This window comes from Agromyces sp. H66, from assembly GCF_004959775.1.
GTDB lineage: Bacteria > Actinomycetota > Actinomycetes > Actinomycetales > Microbacteriaceae > Agromyces.
Map to the genome: position 1 here is coordinate 331,689 of NZ_SJZG01000003.1, position 20,157 is coordinate 351,845.

22 protein-coding genes are annotated in these 20,157 nt (G+C 71.3%); 11 read left to right on the forward strand and 11 right to left on the reverse strand.

All coding sequences use genetic code 11. The annotated features are described in order from the left end of the window. The first annotated feature begins 11 nt into the window (after positions 1 to 11). Positions 12 to 935 (forward strand): ABC transporter permease, encoded by a 924-nt coding sequence (locus EZM51_RS07425; protein ID WP_211195843.1) that lies wholly within the window; start codon positions 12 to 14, stop codon positions 933 to 935. 6 nt (positions 936 to 941) lie between these two features. On the opposite strand, the gene EZM51_RS07430 is transcribed toward EZM51_RS07425, so the two are convergent. The 5 genes from EZM51_RS07430 to EZM51_RS07450 form a co-directional block, all read right to left on the reverse strand. After that, positions 942 to 2,522: a polysaccharide deacetylase family protein gene (locus EZM51_RS07430; RefSeq protein WP_136707607.1), complete on the reverse strand. Its 1,581-nt coding sequence runs from the start codon at positions 2,520 to 2,522 to the stop codon at positions 942 to 944. Between the two features lie 66 nt (positions 2,523 to 2,588). Then, the gene (locus tag EZM51_RS07435; protein ID WP_248305510.1) at positions 2,589 to 4,316 is read right to left on the reverse strand and encodes a DUF5671 domain-containing protein; all 1,728 of its coding nucleotides are present in this window, start codon (positions 4,314 to 4,316) and stop codon (positions 2,589 to 2,591) included. After that, entirely contained in the window at positions 4,274 to 4,741 is a 468-nt protein-coding gene (locus EZM51_RS07440) for a hypothetical protein (RefSeq protein WP_136707609.1), read from the reverse strand. Before EZM51_RS07440 ends, EZM51_RS07435 begins: the two co-directional genes overlap by 43 nt. Positions 4,742 to 4,774: 33 nt before the next feature. Continuing rightward, positions 4,775 to 6,067 (reverse strand): RNA polymerase sigma factor, encoded by a 1,293-nt coding sequence (locus EZM51_RS07445; protein ID WP_136707610.1) that lies wholly within the window; start codon positions 6,065 to 6,067, stop codon positions 4,775 to 4,777. Between the two features lie 42 nt (positions 6,068 to 6,109). Further along, positions 6,110 to 6,469 (reverse strand): YciI family protein, encoded by a 360-nt coding sequence (locus EZM51_RS07450; protein WP_169053818.1) that lies wholly within the window; start codon positions 6,467 to 6,469, stop codon positions 6,110 to 6,112. Between the two features lie 195 nt (positions 6,470 to 6,664). On the opposite strand from EZM51_RS07450, the gene EZM51_RS07455 reads away from it, so the two are divergent. Continuing rightward, complete coding sequence (locus EZM51_RS07455; protein WP_211195844.1) at positions 6,665 to 7,357, forward strand: DUF998 domain-containing protein; 693 nt, start codon at positions 6,665 to 6,667, stop codon at positions 7,355 to 7,357. Between the two features lies 1 nt (position 7,358). Here the strand turns inward: EZM51_RS07455 and EZM51_RS07460 are convergent, their stop codons facing one another. Next, positions 7,359 to 7,979, reverse strand: a complete 621-nt coding sequence (locus EZM51_RS07460; RefSeq protein ID WP_136707612.1) for a helix-turn-helix domain-containing protein — start codon at positions 7,977 to 7,979, stop codon at positions 7,359 to 7,361. 57 nt (positions 7,980 to 8,036) lie between these two features. Here EZM51_RS07460 and EZM51_RS07465 point away from each other — a divergent pair, with 57 nt between their 5' ends. Further along, positions 8,037 to 9,527: a DHA2 family efflux MFS transporter permease subunit gene (locus tag EZM51_RS07465; RefSeq protein WP_248305511.1), complete on the forward strand. Its 1,491-nt coding sequence runs from the start codon at positions 8,037 to 8,039 to the stop codon at positions 9,525 to 9,527. Positions 9,528 to 9,540: 13 nt separating this feature from the next. Here EZM51_RS07465 and EZM51_RS07470 read toward each other — a convergent pair whose 3' ends face one another. Next, positions 9,541 to 10,302: a DNA alkylation repair protein gene (locus EZM51_RS07470; RefSeq protein ID WP_136707613.1), complete on the reverse strand. Its 762-nt coding sequence runs from the start codon at positions 10,300 to 10,302 to the stop codon at positions 9,541 to 9,543. A gap of 230 nt (positions 10,303 to 10,532) precedes the next feature. On the opposite strand from EZM51_RS07470, the gene EZM51_RS07475 reads away from it, so the two are divergent. Next, positions 10,533 to 11,987 carry a DUF6421 family protein gene (locus EZM51_RS07475; protein WP_136707614.1) on the forward strand — a complete coding sequence of 485 codons (1,455 nt, stop codon included), beginning with the start codon at positions 10,533 to 10,535 and terminating at the stop codon, positions 11,985 to 11,987. Between the two features lies 1 nt (position 11,988). Next, positions 11,989 to 12,660, forward strand: a complete 672-nt coding sequence (locus tag EZM51_RS07480) for an SDR family NAD(P)-dependent oxidoreductase (RefSeq protein WP_248305512.1) — start codon at positions 11,989 to 11,991, stop codon at positions 12,658 to 12,660. Between the two features lie 24 nt (positions 12,661 to 12,684). On the opposite strand, the gene EZM51_RS07485 is transcribed toward EZM51_RS07480, so the two are convergent. Beyond that, positions 12,685 to 13,338: a hypothetical protein gene (locus EZM51_RS07485; RefSeq protein ID WP_136707615.1), complete on the reverse strand. Its 654-nt coding sequence runs from the start codon at positions 13,336 to 13,338 to the stop codon at positions 12,685 to 12,687. 108 nt (positions 13,339 to 13,446) lie between these two features. Beyond that, a complete protein-coding gene (locus EZM51_RS07490; RefSeq protein WP_169053820.1) occupies positions 13,447 to 14,781 on the reverse strand; it encodes an MFS transporter in 1,335 nt (444 codons plus the stop codon). A gap of 113 nt (positions 14,782 to 14,894) precedes the next feature. Here EZM51_RS07490 and EZM51_RS07495 point away from each other — a divergent pair, with 113 nt between their 5' ends. Both EZM51_RS07495 and EZM51_RS07500 read left to right on the forward strand, forming a co-directional pair. After that, positions 14,895 to 15,287, forward strand: a complete 393-nt coding sequence (locus tag EZM51_RS07495; protein WP_136707616.1) for a phage holin family protein — start codon at positions 14,895 to 14,897, stop codon at positions 15,285 to 15,287. A gap of 204 nt (positions 15,288 to 15,491) precedes the next feature. Next, on the forward strand, positions 15,492 to 16,103 hold the full coding sequence (locus EZM51_RS07500; protein WP_211195845.1) for a DUF305 domain-containing protein: 612 nt from the start codon (positions 15,492 to 15,494) through the stop codon (positions 16,101 to 16,103). Positions 16,104 to 16,114: 11 nt separating this feature from the next. Here EZM51_RS07500 and EZM51_RS07505 read toward each other — a convergent pair whose 3' ends face one another. Then, complete coding sequence (locus EZM51_RS07505; protein ID WP_136707617.1) at positions 16,115 to 16,489, reverse strand: cupin domain-containing protein; 375 nt, start codon at positions 16,487 to 16,489, stop codon at positions 16,115 to 16,117. 83 nt (positions 16,490 to 16,572) lie between these two features. Here EZM51_RS07505 and EZM51_RS07510 point away from each other — a divergent pair, with 83 nt between their 5' ends. The 4 genes from EZM51_RS07510 to EZM51_RS07525 all read left to right on the forward strand — a co-directional run bounded on the left by EZM51_RS07510 (position 16,573) and on the right by EZM51_RS07525 (position 18,502). Further along, a complete protein-coding gene (locus EZM51_RS07510; protein ID WP_136707618.1) occupies positions 16,573 to 16,908 on the forward strand; it encodes a metalloregulator ArsR/SmtB family transcription factor in 336 nt (111 codons plus the stop codon). Beyond that, positions 16,905 to 17,414, forward strand: coding sequence for an SRPBCC domain-containing protein (locus EZM51_RS07515; protein ID WP_248305513.1), 510 nt, complete (start codon positions 16,905 to 16,907; stop codon positions 17,412 to 17,414). Before EZM51_RS07510 ends, EZM51_RS07515 begins: the two co-directional genes overlap by 4 nt. Then, positions 17,411 to 17,992 (forward strand): dihydrofolate reductase family protein, encoded by a 582-nt coding sequence (locus EZM51_RS07520; RefSeq protein WP_169053821.1) that lies wholly within the window; start codon positions 17,411 to 17,413, stop codon positions 17,990 to 17,992. The genes EZM51_RS07515 and EZM51_RS07520 overlap by 4 nt, the downstream gene beginning before the upstream one ends. A gap of 129 nt (positions 17,993 to 18,121) precedes the next feature. Continuing rightward, complete coding sequence (locus EZM51_RS07525) at positions 18,122 to 18,502, forward strand: SHOCT domain-containing protein (RefSeq protein WP_136707620.1); 381 nt, start codon at positions 18,122 to 18,124, stop codon at positions 18,500 to 18,502. A 253-nt stretch (positions 18,503 to 18,755) separates the two neighbouring features. Here the strand turns inward: EZM51_RS07525 and EZM51_RS07530 are convergent, their stop codons facing one another. Beyond that, positions 18,756 to 20,111, reverse strand: a complete 1,356-nt coding sequence (locus EZM51_RS07530; RefSeq protein ID WP_136707754.1) for an MFS transporter — start codon at positions 20,109 to 20,111, stop codon at positions 18,756 to 18,758. Positions 20,112 to 20,157 lie beyond the last annotated feature (46 nt).

Below are 20,157 nucleotides of genomic sequence, written 5' to 3' on the forward strand. Positions count from 1 at the left end.
GACCACGCCCCATGTCTCCCGACCGGCCCCACGCGGCGCCCGCCGTCGCCGGCCGGCCCGCCGCGGCGGCCGGATCGCACGGCGGGTCGGGCAATGACGGACGCCGCGCTGCGGAGGGCACCGGCCCCGCGGCATCCGTCGCCCCTCGATCGCGGGAGCCGCGCAGCCGGCGCCCACTCACCCGGCGGCGCTGGTTCGTCGTGGCGGGCGGTGCCCTGCTGCCGATCGCGCTGCTCCTCGTCTGGCAGCTCGTGTCGACGAGCGGACTCGTGCCGGTGTCGCAGCTACCGAGCCCCGAGATGGTGTGGCTCGCGGCGATCGACCTCGCGCAGCGAGGCCTGCTCGGCCAGTACGTGGCGATCTCGACGCAGCGCGTGCTGCTCGGCTTCGCCGCGGGCGCCGCGATCGGCCTCGCCCTCGGCGCCGTCGTCGGGCTGAGCCGCCTCGGCGACATCCTGCTCGCGCCGACGCTCGGCGCGATCCGCGCGGTGCCGTCGCTCGCGTGGGTGCCGCTGCTGATCCTGTGGTTCAAGATCGGCGAGGAGTCGAAGATCATCCTCATCGCGATCGGTGCGTTCTTCCCGGTCTACACGATCGTGGCGGCGGCGCTCCGGCACGTCGACCGCCAGCTCCTCGAGGCCGGCCGCGCGTTCGGCCGGCACGGCATCAGCCTCTTCGCGACGGTACAGCTACCCGCCGTCGTGCCGTCGGCGCTCTCGGCGCTGCGGCTCGCTCTCGCGCAGTCGTGGCTGTTCCTCGTGGCGGCCGAGCTCATCGCGAGCTCGATGGGCCTCGGGTTCCTCCTCGTCGACTCGGGCAACAACGGGCGGATCGACCGGATCTTCCTGGCGATCATCCTGCTCGCCGTGCTCGGCAAGCTCACCGACGCGATCATCGGGCTGTTCGAGCGCCGGGCCATCCTCCGCTGGGCGTAGTCCGGCTCAACGCGGGCCGTGCGACACCAGCGTGCCCGAGCCCGGCAGCACCCCGCCGAACTGATCGCTCACCGTCGCGAGCGTGAAGCCGCGGTCGCGCAGGCCGTCGATGATGCCGGGCACCGCGGCGACGGTCTCCTCGTGCGTGTCGTGCATCAACACGATGCTGCCGCGTGACGACCACGAGATCGCGCGCTCGGCCACGACGTCGCTGCCCGGCTCCTGCCAGTCGTCCGTGTCGACGTCCCAGAGAACGATCGGCAGTCCGGCGAGGTCGCGAACCCGCTGGTCGACGTCACCGTACGGCGGTCGCAGGCTGGTCGCCTGCACTTCGGCCGCCGCCTCGATTCCCTCCTGCGTGCGTTCGATCTCGGCGCGCACCTCCGGGTCGGGCAGCTTGGTGAGGTACGGGTGGCCCCAGGTGTGGTTGCCGAGCCCGTGCTCCTCCGCGACGAGTCGACCCACGACGTCGGGGTGGTCCTCGACGTTCACGCCCTGCAGGAAGAACGTCGCCGGCGCCCGGAGATCGCGAAGTGCGTCGATGAGCGCCTCGGTGTGCCTCGAGGGCCCGTCGTCGAACGTGATCGACACGCAGGCGACGAGTGTGCAGTCCACCCGGTCGGCACCCGTCGGTGCCGTCGCCGGCGCGTAGGGAGCCGCACCCGACACCGCCGCCTGCACGGCGACCCCGAATGGGCTGAGGAACGGCGCCACGAGGCGGGCAGGCACGAGGACGGCCACGATCCCTCGCCCGCGCCCGTCGGGCGTCGCGATCAGCGGCACCTGCACGACGATGTCGTCGGCGGTCACGACGGTATCCGCGAGGATCCGGCGCACGCCCTCCGGTGTGAAGCCGGCGAACGGGTCGGCCGACCCCGCGAGGCCCGCCGAACGCAAACCCTCCGCGAGGAGCGCGAGCACGCGCGCCTCTGCGCCGGGCCGGTACAGCGCGGCGCCGTCGCCGAACTCGCCGGTCGCGGCATCCGCGTACCAGGTCGCGCGATCGACGGCGGTCGCGGTCGCGCCATCGCGCCGGATCACGACGAGCCGCTCGCCGAGCAGCGTGCCCGTCGCGGTGACGATCGCGCAGTCGACGGTGAGGCTCGCGCCGACGGGCTCGGTCAGGGGGTGCCGGGCACACGGGGCGCCGACCCCGCCGGGTGCGATGTCGACGCCGGGGGACCACTCGTGGCCGTGCTCCTCCGCATAGCCGCGGACCATCTCCGCGAATCGCGTGTCGAGCGCATCGCCGAGGACGCTGGCACCCGGCGGCGTCGCCCAACGCGCGACCACCGTGAACTCGGGCGCGGCCATCGCGGCGAGGCGGGCGACGAGGCCCGGCGCCTCCTCGGGTCCGAGACGTGGCATCGGGTAGCCGACATCCACTCGCGGCTGCGGCGGCACCTCGGTCGACGACGCCGGCGGGGTGGATGCCGCGGCCGACGCATCGTCGCCGGGCTGCGACGCATCGACCGCGGGCCGGGCCACCGAGCATCCGACGAGCGCGGCGACCACGGCGGCGCAGGTGAGAGCGAGACCCACGCGGCCGCGGGCCGCCGGTCGTCGACCCCACCGGGAGCGCGTCATTCCGCCACCCTATGTCGAACGGTTCCATGCAGCGCTGGACCCGAGCGCCAGCCCCCGCGCGGCCACTCAGTCCGCCAGCGGCACGACCTCCACGGCGGCGCCGGGGCCCGCGAGTACGAGCACCCGCTTGCCGCTGACGCCCTCGAGTGCGCCGACGACGGCTGCGGCATCCGACAGCGCATCCGGCGCGACCTCCGCGAGCACCCCCGGCTCCGGCACGGCTCGCCGCCAGACGGTGACGGATGCCCCGGTGGCGTCGCGCACGGCGCGTTCGAGCACCTCGGCGTCGCCGGCCGTGACGAGGACGACGCGGCCGATGCGCCGCTCGGGCACGAGCCCCTCGGCGGCGATCACCGATCGGTCGTGCCGCCAGACGGCGAAGTGGTACCCGAAGACGAGCGCCGTGGCGACGAGGAGCCCGAGCGGCGCGCGCACGCGATCGATCAGGCTCGCACCCGACGCCTCGACGAGGAAGAACTCGAACAGCCGGAAGCCGACCACCAGCAGGGCGACGAGCGCCACGACGGCGCTCACGCCGAACACGGCGACGAGGTACACGCGACGGCCGACGTACGCGATCTCGGCCGGTCCGGGGCGCCTCGTGGGCTTCCAGTTCAGCCACCAGACGGGCCCGCCGACGACGAGGGCGCTGATGCCGCCGAGGAGGAGGGCACGGGTGTCGGATGCCGCGAGCGGGCTGACGAGTGCCGCGAGGGTGGCGTTCAGCACCACGCCGATCCCCGAGGCGGCCGCCGCGAGACCGACCGCCGACATCACGAGCGTGCTCGCCCGATGTGTGGCGTCGGAGCGCTCGGCCGCGATCCGGCGGTGGTGGAGCCAGACCACGGCGCCGACGAGGAGGGCCGCGAGCGCGGTCCCGAGCGGGCGGAGGATCTCGCTCGCCGGGTCGCTCGGGTCGAAGGCGAGGCGGAGTCCCACGTACAGCGCGGTGCCGAGGCCGCCGAGCATCAGGATGCCCGCCCCCATCACGCCGACGACGACGAGGGCCACGGCGGCGAGACCGGTGTTCAGGCGCTTCGTGCCGTCTCGGTACCAATGCCACCACCAGATGAGCCCGCCGACCGCCGCCCAGATGAGCCCCTCGATCACGCTCCGCCACCAGGGTCCGCCCGCGATCGCCTGCGCGGAGACGCCGCGGATGGCCGTGTCGAAGAGCGACCCGAGCGCGTTCACGGTGCCGCCGACGCCGATCACGAGGCCGTACACCGACCCGGCGACGGCGGGCACCGTGCCGAGCCGCACCGGCCGCCTGACGGGATCCCGCCACATCCAGCGGTGCCACATCCAGACGCCGGCCCACGCCACGCCGATGGCGAAGCTGTCGGGGAGCCACCGGCCGTCCACGCCTGCCGTCGCCGTGCTGACCAGCGCCGTGGCCGCCACGATCAGCGAAACGGTGTACATGACCGACAGATAGAGCCCCCACGCGAGCGAGGTGCGCTCGGATTCCTCGCGGAGCCGGCGCCAGACCGCCCACCAGAGCACGGCCGCGAGCGGTCCGCCGATGAGCGAGAAGGCCAGCGACAGCGCGAGTCCGGTGTCGTCTCCGATCGCGAGCCGGTCACCGAGCCGCAACAGCCGTTCGATGAGGCCCGCGATGCCGATCGCGGCGATGGTGACGAGGGCGAAGAGGATCGTGTAGACGATGAGGCGGCGGACGGTGCCCTGCGCCGAACCGCCGGCGGCGGGAGCCGGGGCGGAGGCCGGCGGTACCTGGTTCGCCATGGCGGTCATCCCCTCACCGGCGTCGGGTTGCACACCGTGAACTGCCATGGCGCCGACTCGATGAGCCAGCTCCCGTCGGCCCTCACGAGGTCGAAGACGCCCTCCTCCTCGTACTGCGAGGAGCCGAACAGCCCGCCCTCGTAGGTGATGACGATGAGCACCTCGACGTCGGCCGTGTCGTCGCGCTCCGTGGTGGAGACGAGGGTGACGCGCATGTCCTGCACCGGGCCGGTGTCGACGCGTTCGCAGTCGTCGGCGAGTTCGGGTACGAGGTACTCCATCGCGGCGGCCTCGTCGCCGTCGATGACGGCGGCGGCGTAGCGCTGCACGACGCCTTCCGGCGTGGACTCGTCGCGCAGTTCGGGCTCGCCGCGCGTGAAGACGACGATGAGGGCGATCACCACCAGGGCGCCGATCACGGAGAGGAGGACGATGAGGGTTCGGTCGGGCTTCGCTGCCGGTGCGTCCGTCATGCCCTCATCATGGCGCGGGGCGAGGTCGCTTGGCTATGACGAATGTCCTCGGGCGCCGGCGTCGCGCGCGGCGCGCGCCCGCCTCGAGAGCAGCGCCCGCTCACGCGCGTTCGACGTCATGGCGGCGGCGCGCTCGAATTCGCCCGCGGCCTCCTCGCCGCGTCCGAGCCGCTCGTAGAGGTCGCCGCGCACGCTCGGCACGAGGTGGTACCCGCGGAGGGCGGGAAGGTCGGCGAGTTGGTCGAGCAGCGCGAGCCCCGCTTCGGGTCCATTCGCCCGGCCGAGCGCGACGGCGCGGTTCAGCTCGACGACGGGCGATCCCGTGCGGCGTCCGAGCCGTTCGTAGAGTGCGGCGATGCGCGCCCAATCGGTGTCGTCGACGGATGTCGCACGCGCATGCTCCGCGGCGATCGATGCCTGCAGGACGTTCGGACCAGGCTCGGCGTCCGGCCCGTCGGCGGCCACGAGCGCGTCGGCGCGGGCGAGGAGCTCGAGGCCGCGGCGGATGCGCGTGGCATCCCACCGCTCGCGGTCCTGGGCGTCGAGCAGGATGGGTTCGCCGTCGGCGTCCGCTCGGGCGGCGAGACGCGACGACTGCAGTTCCATGAGCGCGGCCAGTCCCAGCACCTCGGGGTCGCCGGGCACGAGCGCCGTGAGGATGCGGCCGAGGCGCACCGCCTCGTCGCAGAGCGCCGGGCGCGTCCAGTCCTCGCCCTCGGTCGCCGAGTACCCCTCGTTGAAGAGCAGGTACACGACGCCGAGCACCGTCCCGAGCCGCTCGGCACGCTCGTCGCCGCTCGGCTCCTCGATCGCGGCGCCGGCCTCGGCGAGCGTGCGCTTGGCGCGCGACACCCGTTGCGCCACGGTGGCCTCGGGCGCGAGGTAGGCGCGGGCGATCTCCCGCGTCGAGAGCCCCGCGACGAGCTTCAGCGTGAGCGTCGTCTGCGCCTCGGGCGTGAGCGCCGGGTGGCAGCAGATGAACATGAGGCGCAGCACGTCGTCCTCGACGTGGTCGATCCCGGCGGTCGGATCCTCGTCGACGGACTCGGCGAGGTCGTGCGCGAGCCGGGCCGCCGCCTGGTCGTGCCGGGCGCGGGCACGGAACACGTCGATGGCGCGACGCTTCGCGGTGGTCATCAGCCACGCGCCGGGATTGTCGGGGATGCCGGTCGCCGGCCAGGCGGCGAGCGCGGCGACGATCGCGTCCTGCGCGACGTCCTCGGCGAGCGCGACGTCTCGCACGATGCGCACGAGCGCGGCGATCAGGCGCGTGGACTCGAGCCGCCAGACCGCCTCGATCGCGGCGCGCGTCGTCTCGTCACCCACGCGAGCATGAGACCACGCGCACCGCCGCGGCGCAACCGGGGATCAGTACTCCGCGATCTGCCGGATCTCGACGCTGCCCTCCCAGCCGGGCCAGTGGTCGACGTGGATCTGCATGAGGCGGCGGCCGAGCTCGACGGCCTCCTCGCGGGAATGCACGTCGACGACGGCGTACCCGCCGACGAGCTCCTTGGCCTCGGCGAACGGCCCATCGGTGGCCTTGATCCGTCCGTCGGCGAGCGAGACGATCGCCCCGGCCGCGCTCGGCAGCAGCCCCTGGCTGTCGATGAGGGTACCGTTCACGCGGCCCTCCCGGTCGTACTCGGCCATCGCCTGGTAGAGCTCGGGCGGCGGATCGCCCTGCGGGTTCGTCTCGTCCATCTTCACCATGCACAGGAATCGCATCGCGCTCCACTCCTTCGATCTCGGCACGCCCCGTCGGCGTGCCCTCACGATAGCGACGGCGGCTCGACCGGCTTCTCGACACGGCCTCGAGAGATTTTCCTCCGGCGCCATGTCGAGAACGGATGCCTCGGGGCGACGTCTTGGTGAACGACCCGATCACCACCGACGGGACGACAGCCTGAAAGGAACCCCATCATGAACATCGACACCACCGGTCGGAGCACCGCGCCGAGCGTCGACGACCGCAGGGTCGCGCACGCGACGGACCCGATGACCCGCACCCTCGTCACCGCGGGCGCCGTCGCCGGGCCCCTCTTCGTCGTCGTGGCGCTCGTGCAGGTCTTCACCCGCGAGGGATTCGACCTGACGCGGCATCCGCTCAGCCTGCTCTCGCTCGGCGATCTCGGCTGGGTGCAGATCACGAACTTCATCGTCGCGGGCGTGCTGATGCTCGCGTTCGCCGTCGGCACGCGGCGAAGCCTCGGTGCGGGGCCCGCACGCCGTTGGGCACCGATCCTGTTCGCGGTGTACGGCATCGGGCTCGTCCTCGGCGGTGCGTTCACCGCCGATCCCGCCCTCGGATTCCCCCTTGGCACGCCCGACGGCTACCCGACCGAGTGGACGTTCCACGGCACGGTGCACGCGTTCGCACCGCCGCTCGCGTTCCTCGCACTCGTTGCGGTGACCTTCGTCGTGGCACGCCGACTGACGTGGGAGGGCCACCGCGGGTACGCCGTCTGGTCGCGCGTCATCGGCATCACCTGCCTCGTCCTGTGCATGCCGTTCGGTCCGGGCGCGAGCGTGCGGCTCTTCGTCGGCGTCGCGCTCGGCTTCGCGTGGATCACCGCCTACGCGATCTCGCTGCTCCGCACCCGCGCCGGGGCGTGACTCACCAGGGCTCGTCGGCCGCGGGCAGGAGGCCTCGCACGCGGTCGCCCGCGCCGGGGAGGCACGAGTCGAGCATCTCGGTCACCGCCGCCTCGGTGCCGTAGGCGCCCACGAGTCGGAGACCCACGATTGCATTGATGAGCATGCCGTTCGCCATGAAGTCGCGGGTCTCCTGCTCGCTGAACTCGGCCTCGTCCCGCACGAAGCGCCAGACGGAGTTGAAGCCCGCCCTGGCGACGGGGCCGAGTTCGGGATCGCCGCCGAGGGCGGTGGAGTTGGCGATGACCGGCAGCATGCCGCGTTCCTCGAGCAGCGCGGCATAGGCGGTCGCCATCCGGTCCCGGCGGCCCTCGGGCGGACCCGGCAGGGCCCGCCGGAAATCCTCGATGATGCGGGCGTACGCACGCTCGATCACCGCCGTGTAGAGCTTCGCCTTCGTGCCGAAGAGTCGCACGACGTAGGGCTGGCTCACGCCGGCGGCGCGGGCGACCTCGTCGGTCGTGGTGCCGACGTAGCTCTTCGCGCCGAACACGGCGGTCGCCGCCGCCAGGATGAGCTCTCGCCGGTCGGCGGCCTTCATCCTCGGGGCGGTTCGGGTCTCGTCGACGCTCATGCTTGACATGTTATCAGTCGATTACTACTCTCCAAGTAATCATTCAATAACAACAAGGAGTTCTCCGTGTCAGCCACCGCCCTCGAAGCCGCCGACCAGGCGCGTACCCTGAGGCCGAGCCCGATGTGGCTCGTGCTCCTTGCCACGGCGCTCCCGATGTTCATGGCGAATCTCGACAACCTCGTCATGACGAATGCACTGCCGGTGCTCCATGCCGAGTTCGGGGCATCCGTCGAAGAGCTGCAGTGGTTCATGAACGCGTACACCCTCGCCTTCGCCTCGACGATCCTCATGGCCGTGGCCCTCGGCGACCGGTTCGGCCGGCGAACCGTCTTCGTCATCGGCATCCTGGTGTTCACCCTGAGCTCCGCGCTCGCCGCCCTTGCGACCGATCCCGGCCAGTTGATCGCCGCCCGTGCCGCACAGGGATTCGGTGCCGCCGCGATCATGCCGCTCTCGCTCACCCTGCTCGCCGGCGCCGTGCCGATCGCGCGCCGACCACTCGCGATCGGCATCTGGGGCGGCGTGGCGGGCCTCGGCGTGGCGACGGGGCCGCTCATCGGCGGCGCCGTGATCGAGGGATGGACGTGGCAGGCGATCTTCTGGCTCAACGTGCCGATCGGCGTCGTGTCCGTCGCGATCGCCCTGCTCGCCCTGCCGAACAGCTTCGGCGCACGCCTCCGGGCCGACGTCGTGGGACTCGCGCTCTCCGGTCTCGGGCTCCTCGGCCTCGTCTACGGCATCGTGCAGGGGAACGACGCGGGCTGGAACAGCCCCGAGGTGCTCGGCAGCCTCCTCGGCGGTGCGGCCCTGCTCCTCGCGTTCACGGCTTGGGAGGCGCGTGCCGCCGCACCGCTCCTGCCGCTGCGGCTCTTCCGTGATCGCAGCTTCTCCGTCGCGAACCTCGCGGGATTCGGCTTCGCCTTCGGCTCGTTCGGTGCGATCTTCATCCTCATCCAGTTCCTGCAGGTCGTGCACGGCGCATCGCCCCTCGAGGCCGCCTGGCAGACCTCCCCCTGGACGCTCGCGCCGATGGTCGTCGCGCCGCTCGCCGGAGCCCTCGCGGCTCGGCTCGGGACTCGCACCCTGATCGTGGCGGGGCTCGGCGCCCTCGCCGTCGCGCTGTTCTGGCTGTCGCAACTGCTCGACGCGGGCATCGCGTACTCCGCCTACGTCGCGCCGTTCATCCTGGCCGGCGTCGGTATGGGGCTGGTGTTCGCCCCGTCGGCGACCGCCGTGCTCGCCACCATGGCACCCGACGACCACGCGAAGGCCAGCGGCACCAACTCGATGCTCCGCGAGGTCGGCGTCGCCCTCGGCATCGCCGTGTCGACCGCCGTGTTCACCGGTGCGGGCGGAGCGCTCACGCCCGTCGACTACACCGTCGGCGCCCAGCCTGCCGTGCTCGTCGGCTCGGCGGCCCTGCTGGCATCGGCGCTCGTCGCGCTGCTGCTGCCCTCGGGTCGCGGGGTGGTGCGGGCCGCGAAGCCGGCAGGCGTCGCGAGCGACGAGCCCGAGGCATCCGCTCCCGCCCTTCCGGTCGGTATCGGCGCGTGAGGCGCGGCCGCGGTCACCGCATCGCGCGGTAGGCGGCGCGCTCGTCGGGGGCGAGGTGCTCGGTCGCGTACGAGAGCATCGTCCGTGGCATCCGCGGGGCGTACTCGTCGAGGAAGCCGAGGAGTGCGCCCCGATCCACGCGCTTGCCGAGCTCGCGGAGCATCCAGCCGACCGCCTTGTGCATGAGGTCCTCGCGGTCGTCGAGCAGCCGCGGCGCGAGGCGCAGGGTCGGCTCGCCATCGCCCGCCTTCAGGAATGCGAGCGTCGCGAGCACGCCGACACGTCGTTCCCACAGCGAAGCGGATGCCGCGAGCTCGTCGAACAGCGGATCGTCGCCGCGCCCCGACTCCAGCAGGAATCCGCCCACGAGCACGGGGGCCGAGGTGTCGACGAGATCCCAGTTGTTCACCCGGCCGCCGCGCACGGCGTCGAGGTACGCCTCGTGCAATGCGGCTCGCGCGGCGTCGTCGCGGGTGCGCGGACGGCTCGCCGCCTGGAACTGCCGCACCATGATGAGCAACGCCGTCATCCGGTGCTCGTGCACGTCGCTCGCGAGGAGCGCGCCGACCTCGGCGGGCGGGAGGTGCGCGAAGCGCGCGACGACGGCCCGGGTCGCCGGCAGCGTGGTGCCGATGAACCGGTCGCCCTCGCCGTACTCGCCCGGACCGGTCTTGAAGAACCGCGCCGTCCCGGCGGCCCGCTCGGGCGAGGCGTGCTCGGCGAGCGCGGCCCGCACCTCGTCGGCCGTTCCGGCCGTGGCATCCGCCCCTCCCATGTCCGGAGCCTACCGAGCAGCGCGGCGGCAGGCAGCGTGCCGCCCATCTCGGACAGCGTTGCGCGGCGCGGTGAAGTTCGCCGCGCTTTCTTGCGTGCACGCAAGAAAGTCGCGCCCGACCGCAACACATCGCGGGATGCTGCGATCTAGCCTTGAAGGGGCGGCCGATCGGCCGCGTCACGACCACACCGGCCGCACCCGCGGTCGACACCCGGGGAACGGAGGTTCACATGTCGAATGTCACGATCGACGCCATCATCGGCGAACCCGAGGTCCTCGAGGACGAGGTCACCCCCGAGCAGATCGCACTCGCGCACGACGTGGAGCTCGACCCGGCGTGGCTCACGCTGAAGGGCTCGGCGACGCGCCTCCAGGGCCTGCAGGCGAAGGACGGTTCGGTGCCCGAGCAGGGCGACACGTCCGAGGCATCCGCCCTCGTCGACGCCATCGTGGAGTCGATCGAGGCGCTCGCCCCGCGGTTCCCGCACGAGGCCGCGTATCTCGCGGCATCCGTCACGGACTTCCGGCGTTGGCAGGCCGAGGGCTTCGGCGTGCCCGACTTCCTCGACTCGCTCGTCGAGTTCCAGCCGCAGCTGCACCGCGTCGACGGCATCCGCCATCTCGTGGTGTTCCCGATGTACACGCAGAACGGGTCGCCCGACCGGCACGTCGAGGCGCTCGTCGTCGAGACGATCTGGCCCGAGTTCGTCGCCGCCCTCGAGGCGGGCGAGTACGGCAACAAGCTCTTCGTGAGCCTGCGGCTCGTGGACTTCACTCCGGGCTACGACACCAACTCGGCCGTGCTGTTCCCCGAGACGGTGGCGATGCGCGAGATCCCGCCGTTCACGTGGGGGGCGATCTTCCAGGACCGGGAGGCGGCGCGGTACCGCAGGGTGGTGCGCGCGGCATCCGAGATCACGAAGCTCGAGCTGCCCGACGCGGCCGCCGCCCTGCTGCACGACCAGCAGCTCGCCGAACGCACGTTCGTGATGTGGGACATCATCCACGACCGCACGCATATGCGCGGCGACCTGCCGTTCGACCCGTTCATGATCAAGCAGCGGATGCCGTACTTCCTGTACTCGCTCGAGGAGCTGCGCTGCGACCTCACGGCGTTCCGCGAGGCCGTGAAGATCGAGCGCAGCCTGCGCGCGCGGATGGATGCCGGCACGGCGCTCTCGGATCTCGAGGAGCAGCTGCTCGAGCATGCGAAGCTCGTGCAGTACGCGGTGATCTTCGATCGGATCTTCCGGTTCGCGATCACGGGCTCGCGGGTGCGCAACTACGACGGGCTCGGCGGCCAGCTGCTGTTCGCGTGGCTGCACCAGAAGCACGCACTCGAATGGACCGACGTGCAGCTGAGCTTCGCGTGGGACGCCGTGCCCGACGCGGTCGTCGAGCTCGGCGACGCGATCGACGAGCTGTACTGGAAGTCGATCGACCGCCCCAAGACGGTGCACTGGCTCGCCGCGTACGACCTGGTGCGGAGCGTGCTGACGCCCAACCCCGCATCGGTGTGGGCGAAGGGCCTGCCCCGTGAGGTGCTCGCCGGGCCGCCCAAGGGCTATACCGATCTCGTGATGGACGACGAGTTCCCGCTGTCGATGTTCTACGAGGCCCTCGACAAGAAGATGAAGCCGGTCATCGAGTCGACGGTCGGCATCACCGGCACCACGGAGGCCTGACGTGTCGGTCGAGGGGCGCACCGTGCTGATCGCCGGGGCGACGAGCGCGTCGGGCCGGGCGGTCGCGCGTGCGCTCCTCGACGCCGGGGCGCGCGTCATCGCGGTCGGCAGCGACCAGGGCCGCATCGACGCGCTCGAGGCAGAGCTGCCGGGCGTCGTCGGCGAACGCGCCGACCTCACCGACGGCGACGACGTGCTCGAACTCGCGATGCGCGTGCACGCCCGCGTCGGCGACGTCGACGGCGTCGCGCACCTCGTCGGCGGCTGGCGCGGCGGCGGCGGCATCGCCGGTCAGACCGAGGAGGACTATCGCGTGCTCGAGCGCTCGTTCACGGCGCTCCGCTACGTGAGCCGGGCATTCTGGGACGACCTCGTCGCCTCGCCGGCCGGCCGCATCGCCATCGTGTCGTCGACGACCGTGACGGCGCCGACGGCAGGATCGGCCAACTACACGGCCGTCAAGGCGGCGAGCGAGTCGTGGATGCGGTCGCTCGCCCATGGCTTCGCCGCCGCTCGACGGTCCGAGGGATCGGGGGGAGCCGCGGCGGCCGTGACGTTCCGGGTGAGCGCGCTCTCGGGCCTGGAGGATCGGCTCGCGACATCCGTCGTCGACCTCTGGGAGGCGGATGCCTCGACCCTCAACGGCTCGGTCAGGGAGCTCGCCGCCGGCTGAGTGCCGCCGCGAGCGCCGCCGTCGTCAGCGCCTGCCCCCCGTGATCTGCACGGCACGGCCCCAGCACCCGGCGTCCTGCCAGCGATAGTCGTCGCCCGTGCCGGCGTCCCCCTCGAGGGCGAGCTGCCACGCGGCGACCTCGTCTGGCGTGAGGTCGGCCGGCATCGCGGGGAACCGGTTCGACGTGTCGGGGCCGGGGTTCCACCACTCCCAGTACAGGTACTCCTGCCCTGCGCGGGCCATGCAGTCGCGCACGACCTGCTGGAACGCGAGCCAACGCTGCTTCTCCTCGGGCGTCGGCCCCATGACGGGCGCCCCCGACTCGGCGTCGATGTCGTCGGATGCCTCGTGGTCGGAGTCGGGCGATGACGGCGGGCTCGGCGACGGCGGGCTCGACGGCCCCGTCGTCGGAGTGGGGGCGACCGACGCCTCCGGCGCATCGGGGAGCGGCGCCCCGTCGGCGACCGCCTGCTCCGCATCGTCGACCGGAGCGCCCGGAGCCTGCCCGCCCGACTCGCCGGCGCCGACGTCGTAGGCCTCGTGGTCAGTGGTCACCGGGGTGCGGTACCGGGCGTCGTAGAAGACCGGGGCGCCCGTCGTCGCGGCCGCGGCGCCGACGAAGATGGCCGCCACGAGTGTCGCCGTGACCCCGAGGCCGAGCAGGAGGACCTTTCGCATCGCGCCTCCTCCCCGCCACCCGTGACCGCCCACGGCCCGTGTGTGCCCGACATGTTATCCACGATCGATGCCCCTCGAAAGGGTCACGTCATGAGCGTGACGAAACCGTCACACGGGCGGCAACGAGGCATCCGTCGCCGGGCCGTCGCCGGGCGGCGTCTCGCCCGGCGTCGACTCGGTCGGCGTGACCTCGCGGGCCGTATCGGCGGGTGGCTTCTGCGCTCGGCTGAGGAGCACGAACGGCGCGGCCACAGCCGCGATCACGCCGCTCCAGAGCATCGAGGCACCGTAGCCGCCGAGATCCGCCGAGCGTCCGAGGATCGGCTGGAAGACGGCGCCCCCCGCGCTGCCGAGCAGCGAGTCGAACGAGAGCACGGTGGCCCGCTGCTTCGACGGGATCATGTCGTTGAGGTACGCCCGGTGCACCGGGTCGTCGATCGACGACGCGATGCCCCACGCGGCGACGAGCGCGATCGCGACCCAGAAGTTCGTCGTGAAGGCGAGCGCCACGAGCACGATGGCGCTCGACACCGTGGCGAGCAGGATGGCCGACGTGCGCTTCTTGAACAGTCGGCGCACGTACGGCGCGAGGAGTCCGCCCACGATGCCCGCGCCCGAGAGGAGGGCTGCCGCGAGCCCCGCGATCGAATACGCGCCCTCGTCGCCCCAGAGTTCGAGGAGATACGGCTGGAGCGCGTAGAAGACATAGAACCCGACGCCGGTGATGAACGGCGTGGTGAACATCAGCCAGCGCACCGGGGGGTTGCCGAGGCCGTAGCGGATCGACGCTCGCAGCACGTTGCCCGTGGCTTTGATCGGCCCGGCGCCGCGCTCGGGCGTGAACCCGAGATCGCGCATGAGCAGCCCGGCGACGATGAGCATGAGCACCAGCACGCCGGCCCTGAGCAGGAACGGCACGCCGAGGTCGGTGAGCTGCGCCACGACGCCGCCGAGCACCGATCCGACGAGCATGGCGGCGCTCCCCACGATCATGGCGCGGCCGAACACGGCCTCGAGGCTCCCGCGGTACTCGGTCGCGTGCAGGGCGTCGACGAGCCACGCGTCGACGGCACCCGAGAAGAAGGTGAACCCGAGCCCCAGCAGGACCGAGACGATCGCCCACGCCCAGAACGGGGACTGCCACACCCACAGCAGCCAGTAGAGCACCGTGGTCACGGCGAGGGTGATCGTGCCGAGCAGGTAGGAGGCGCGGCGGCCGAGGGTGTCGGCGACGACCCCCGTCGGGATCTCGAAGAGGAACATGCCGGCACTGAAGAACGCGTTGGCGGCGAACGCCTCGAGGTTGGTGAGCCCGGCGTCGAGGAGGAACAGCGTATTGATGCCCCAGATGAAGGACGCCGCGAGGGTATTGCCGAGCGTCAGCGTGTAGTAGACGGCCTGCACGCCCCGTGCGGTGGGGGCGCGTCGCGCTGCGGCGGTCACGGAAGCCTCGAGCGGGTCACCCGATCATCTTGCTCCCGGCCACCGTCACTGGCAACGGATCCGGCCGATCCGCCCTCGTTGACCGCCCTCCGCACGGCCGATAGCCTCGCGTCATGCTGCGCTTCCTGATCCGCATCCTCATCTCCCTCGTGACCGCGGCGCTCGGCCTGCTCATCGCGATGTGGATCCTGCCCGGCTTCCACATCGAGTGGGGCGGCTTCCTGGTGGCGATCCTCGTGTTCACGGTCGCGCAGGCCGTGCTCGCCCCGTTCATCTTCAACATGGCGCGCAAGTACGCCTCCGCCATCCTCGGGGGCATCGGGCTCGTCTCCACGTTCGTCGCGCTCCTCATCGCATCGCTCTTCCCCAGCGGGATCCGCGTCGACGACGCCGTGACCTGGGTGCTCGCGACGCTCGTCGTGTGGATCATCACGGCACTCGGCGCCTGGCTGCTGCCGCTCGTCTTCCTGAAGCGACGCGCCGGCGACCGCACGAGCGCGGCCTGACGGCACGGATGCCGCGGCGGCCCGCCTGCGGCATCCTCCCACTCGTCGTCGCGCCTCACGAACGCGGATCCTCCCGTCCGCAACCACGACGAGCGCGACTACCAGACCCCGCGGCGGCGGCGCAACGCCTTGCCGTCGCCCGCCTCACCGAGTCGCATGGGGGTGACGGATCGAAACGCACCGGCACAAGACGGGAGGCCGACGATGTCGACGAAGAACACGGAAGGCGGAGCACACCAGGGCGGTCATGAGGGGTCGGAACGCGAGTCGTCGCGGCACACCCTGAAGATGTACCTGCAGTTCGGGGCGATGATCCTGACCTCGATGGTCGTCATGTACTTCGTGATGTTCGCCGGCTCATGGGAGTGGAGCCACATCCGGTTCAGCCAGAGCCGCGTGTTCATGGCGATCACGATGGGCGGCACCATGGGACTGGTCATGCTGGCGTGGATGCTCGGCATGTACAGGAGCGTGAAGGGCAACATCGCGGTCATCGCGGCGAGCCTGCTCCTCATCGGGGGCGGAATCGCCCTCGATCGCACCCAGGCGACCGTGGACGACGCGTCGTTCATGCGCGCGATGATCCCTCATCACTCCCTGGCGATCACGCGCTCCGAACGCTTCCAGAACGAGGACCTCCGGGTCTGCGAGCTCGCCGTCGAGATCAGCGAGGCTCAGCGGCGGGAGATCTCCGAGATGGAATGGCTCATCGACGACATCGCCGAGAACGGGGTCGCCGACACGGCCGAAGCGGCCGAGGCTCGGGCCGTTCCGTCGTTCGAGGAGCCGGCCGATCGGACGTGTCGCGAGGACTGACGGGCCGGACGTCAGTCGAGCTCGCGCAGTACGGCGGTGCGCTCGCTCGGGGTGTCGCCCGTGTTCACCGTGCCCTGCGGCTCGATGAGGAGTGCCGACACCTCGCCGTCGGCGCGCGGGCAGTGCTCGACGCCGCGCGGCACGACGTAGACGTCGCCGGGGCCGAGCACGACGTCTCCTCCGTCTTCGTCGCGCTGCTGGATCACCAGCTCCCCCGAGAGCACCATGAACAGCTCGTCGGTCTCGGGATGGCTGTGCCACGTGAACTCGCCGAGCACCTTCACGACCTTCACGTCGTAGTCGTTGACGCTGACGAGCCGGCGCGGCTGCCAATGATCGGTGAACGAGTCGAGGGCTGTCTGCAGGTTCCGCACGTGGTTTGCCATCCTCCGATTGTGCCGTCTCGGGGTTGACGCGGCATCCGCTCGCTCGTATGTTTAAGCACATTATTAATTAAGGAGTTGCTTACATGGCAGGCGCGAACGACGAGCTCAGCCTCGTCTTCCATGCGCTCGCCGACCCGACCAGGCGCGCGATCCTCTCGCGCCTGCACAGCGGGCCGACGACGGTGGGCGAACTGGCCGAACCGTTCGCGATGAGCCGTCCCGCGATCTCGCAGCACCTCAGGGTGCTCGAGCGCGCCGGGCTCATCGAGCGCACCACCACGGCGCAGTGGCGCACGTGCACGCTGCGCACCGAGCCCCTGGACGAGGCATCCGAATGGGTCGAGCGCCACCGCGGCGAGTGGAACGAGCGCTTCGACCTGCTCGACGAGCACCTCCGCCGGATGAAGGAGAGATCATGACCGAGCAGCACATGCCGGTGACCGAGGCCGCGCAGTCGCGGACCGCGCCGCAGTTCACCATCACGCGCGTCTTCGACGCGCCCCGCGAGTTGGTCTGGCGGGCCTGGACCGAGCGTGCGGATGCCGCGAACTGGTGGCACCCTCGCGGCATCTCGATCAAGCCCGGCAGCGTCGCCCTCGACCTGCGCGTCGGCGGTCGCTACGCCTACACGATGGTCGACGACGCCGACGGCTCGGAGTACCCCACCGAAGGCGTCTACCGCGAGGTCGCCGAGCCCGAGCGGCTCGTGTTCACCTGGGCGTCGCCCGGCGACGACGACGCGACCGCGCCGGTCGTCACCGTGACCCTGCGCGAGCTCCCCGACGACCGCACCGAGATGCTGTTCCACCTGCTCGGCTGGGATGGCCGGCCGGGCGACGAGAACGTCTACGACGGATGGGACTCCGCGTTCGACCTGCTCGCCGAGCATGTCGCGGAGCAGCGTCGGAACGGCGGTGCCCCATGACGGGTCGCCTCATCGTCGAGCAGGTGATCACGGCCGACGGATACGCGGCCGAACCCGACGGCGGCATCGAGTTCTTCGAGGCCCTCGTGCGTCCCGGCGAGAACGGCGAGATCGACCTCAACGACGCCGAGCAACTCGACTACGTCTCGCAGGCCGACGCGATCCTCTTCGGCGCCACGACCTACCGCATGTTCGCCGACTACTGGCCGGAGGTCGATCCCGAGGCCGAGCGGATCGCAGAGCCCATCAACCGACTGCCGAAGTTCGTGGTGTCGAACACGCTGGCGGAGGCTCCATGGGGACGTGGGCGGATCGAGATCCTCCGAGGCGAGGGTGCCGACGCGGCGGCTGCCCTGAAGCAGCGGTTCGACGCCGTCATCGTGTGGGGCAGCCTCACGCTCGCGGACGCGCTGCTCCGCGCCGGGCTCGTCGACGAGTTGCACCTGCGCATCGTGCCGGTGCTGATCGGCGACGGCCGCTCATTCACGCCCGCCGACGTCGGCGACCGCCGGCTGGAGCTCGACCACGTCGAGGCGCGGCCGGGCGGCGTCGTCAGCGTCCGCTACGTCGTGCGCTGAGCGGGTGCGGTGCCGGATGCCTCCGCCGCGACCTCCGCTCACCACCCCGAGGCCGCGGGCCCTTCGTCCCGCGGTCCCCGCTCGAACGGGTGTCGACTGGGTGCGAGGTAGAAACGAGTGGAGGTCGACATGACCGGGTTCTGGGATCTGTTCTGGTGGTTCTTCTGGGTGTACGTCTTCGTGGCGTACCTGATGGTGCTGATCTCGATCTTCGTCGACGTCTTCCGCGACCACGGGCTGAACGGGTGGGCGAAGGCCGTGTGGGTCGTCGCGCTCGTCTTCTTCCCGTTCATCTCCGCGCTCGTGTACCTCATCGCGCGTGGGCGGGGGATGTCGGAGCGTTCGGGCCGAGAGGCTGGGCGCGTCCGGACGGCGCAGGACGACTACATCCGCGAGGTCGCGGGCGCGAGCCCGACCGACGAGATCGCGAAGGCGAAGTCGCTGCTCGATGCCGGGACCATCAGCCAGGGCGAGTACGACCTCCTGAAGTCGAAGGCGCTCGCCCGCTGACGTGGGCGGATGCCGCGGCACCTCGCCGCGGCATCCTTCGGTGCCGGCCATCCGATCACGACCCGGCGACGAGAGCGCCCACGACGGGTGGGACTCCGCGTTCGACCTGCTCGCCGAGCACCTCGCGAAGGACGTGGCGCCGTGACCAGCCGCGTCCTCGTCGAGCAGGTGGTCACCGCCGACGGGTACGCCGCCGACCCCGACGGCGGCCTCGACTTCTTCGAGGCGCGGCCGGCAGCGTCGTCAGCGTCCGCTACGTCGTGCGCTGCGCGGGTGCGGTGCCGGATGCCTCCGCCGCGACCTCCGGCTCGGCGGGACCGCGACGCTGGAACTCCGCCGACAGGAGCCGGTAGGAGCGGGTGCCGAACGCGATCAGGGCGAACGCCACCAGGACGAGCCCGCTGATCAGGAAGACGAGCGCGATTCCGCGCGCGTCGCCCTCGCCGAGCAGCCATCCCCACGTGGCACGCCCACCGGCGGTCTCCATGTACGGGATGATCCAGAACTCGGCGATCGGCGCGATGAGGAACGCGGTGATCGGTGCGGCCGCCGCCTCGAAGGCCTGTGCGAATCCGAAGACGCGCCCCTGACGTCGATAGGGCACGACCCTCTGGATGACGGTCTGCTCGGCCGCCTCCACCGCGGGGATGAGCAGCATGTAGACCCAGATGCCGATCGCGTACAGCGGCCACCACTCCCGGATCGTGAACAGCGCACCGAGCACTCCCATGCCGATGACGACCAGGAGCAGGGTGCGGATCGGGTTGCGCCCCAGTCCCCATTTCGCGATCACGATGCCGCCGACGATGAACCCCGTCGACGTGACGCCGAGCACGACACCCCACAGTTCGACGGGGAACAGCGTGAGGCCGTACGGGTCCATGAGCGCGACGTAGGCGCCGCCGATGAGGTTGTTGAACGTCGAGAAGATGATGAGCGCGAAGAGGCCCGGCGCGGCCCGGACCGCGGCGATGCTGCCGCGGAGGTCGACGGCCCCGGCCCGGTCGCCATCGGCCACCGGGTGCGCCTCGGGGATGCGCACGAAGAGCAGGTGCGCGAGCGCGACGAGGGTCGCGACGATGGCGATGACGAGCGTCCAGCCCATGCCGAGCAGCCCGATCGCGAGGCCGCTGAACACGCTCGTGATGATGAACGCGATGCCCTGCACGGTGCCGACCATGCCGTTCGCGTTCGCGTGCCGGTCGACCGGCACGAGCAGCGTGACGGTCGTCGACAGCGCGATGTTGCGCATGTTCTCGACGACCGAGCCGAACAGGATGACGCCCGCGAACAGCCAGAACCACGGCCCGCCCAGGTCGACGAGCACGGACTCGGGCTGCATGAGGTACAGCAGGCCGCCCACGGCGAACGCGATGAGCGTGACGACGCTCGAGAGCACCATCACCCGGTGCTTGCGGTGCCGGTCGACGATGGTGCCGAACGCGATGCTGAAGACCGCGATGAGCAGCATGTACGCCCCGCCGATGATGCCGGTCGCGAGCACCGAGCGTGTCTCGAGGTACACCCAGAACGTCAGCGCGAACCAGAGGAAGCTGGTCGTGACGTTCGCGATCATGGTGTTGGCGAGCACGTGCAGGAACGTGCGCATGCCGTCGGGCGGCGGGTTCACGCCCGTCGTCGACTCGACCCCCGCC

What these genes read in the sequence shown, in the direction of transcription:
- EZM51_RS07530 (WP_136707754.1), bottom strand. Translation starts at nt 20,111, where the DNA reads ATGCGCACGTTCCTGCACGTGCTCGCCAACACCATGATCGCGAACGTC.
- EZM51_RS07520 (WP_169053821.1), top strand. Translation starts at nt 17,411, where the DNA reads ATGACGGGTCGCCTCATCGTCGAGCAGGTGATCACGGCCGACGGATAC.
- EZM51_RS07435 (WP_248305510.1), bottom strand. Translation starts at nt 4,316, where the DNA reads ATGGCAGTTCACGGTGTGCAACCCGACGCCGGTGAGGGGATGACCGCC.
- EZM51_RS07460 (WP_136707612.1), bottom strand. Translation starts at nt 7,979, where the DNA reads ATGTCAAGCATGAGCGTCGACGAGACCCGAACCGCCCCGAGGATGAAG.
- EZM51_RS07515 (WP_248305513.1), top strand. Translation starts at nt 16,905, where the DNA reads ATGACCGAGCAGCACATGCCGGTGACCGAGGCCGCGCAGTCGCGGACC.
- EZM51_RS07440 (WP_136707609.1), bottom strand. Translation starts at nt 4,741, where the DNA reads ATGACGGACGCACCGGCAGCGAAGCCCGACCGAACCCTCATCGTCCTC.
- EZM51_RS07485 (WP_136707615.1), bottom strand. Translation starts at nt 13,338, where the DNA reads ATGCGAAAGGTCCTCCTGCTCGGCCTCGGGGTCACGGCGACACTCGTG.
- EZM51_RS07425 (WP_211195843.1), top strand. Translation starts at nt 12, where the DNA reads ATGTCTCCCGACCGGCCCCACGCGGCGCCCGCCGTCGCCGGCCGGCCC.
- EZM51_RS07455 (WP_211195844.1), top strand. Translation starts at nt 6,665, where the DNA reads ATGAACATCGACACCACCGGTCGGAGCACCGCGCCGAGCGTCGACGAC.
- EZM51_RS07475 (WP_136707614.1), top strand. Translation starts at nt 10,533, where the DNA reads ATGTCGAATGTCACGATCGACGCCATCATCGGCGAACCCGAGGTCCTC.
- EZM51_RS07450 (WP_169053818.1), bottom strand. Translation starts at nt 6,469, where the DNA reads ATGCGATTCCTGTGCATGGTGAAGATGGACGAGACGAACCCGCAGGGC.
- EZM51_RS07430 (WP_136707607.1), bottom strand. Translation starts at nt 2,522, where the DNA reads ATGACGCGCTCCCGGTGGGGTCGACGACCGGCGGCCCGCGGCCGCGTG.
- EZM51_RS07505 (WP_136707617.1), bottom strand. Translation starts at nt 16,489, where the DNA reads ATGGCAAACCACGTGCGGAACCTGCAGACAGCCCTCGACTCGTTCACC.
- EZM51_RS07510 (WP_136707618.1), top strand. Translation starts at nt 16,573, where the DNA reads ATGGCAGGCGCGAACGACGAGCTCAGCCTCGTCTTCCATGCGCTCGCC.
- EZM51_RS07495 (WP_136707616.1), top strand. Translation starts at nt 14,895, where the DNA reads ATGCTGCGCTTCCTGATCCGCATCCTCATCTCCCTCGTGACCGCGGCG.
- EZM51_RS07525 (WP_136707620.1), top strand. Translation starts at nt 18,122, where the DNA reads ATGACCGGGTTCTGGGATCTGTTCTGGTGGTTCTTCTGGGTGTACGTC.
- EZM51_RS07470 (WP_136707613.1), bottom strand. Translation starts at nt 10,302, where the DNA reads ATGGGAGGGGCGGATGCCACGGCCGGAACGGCCGACGAGGTGCGGGCC.
- EZM51_RS07500 (WP_211195845.1), top strand. Translation starts at nt 15,492, where the DNA reads ATGTCGACGAAGAACACGGAAGGCGGAGCACACCAGGGCGGTCATGAG.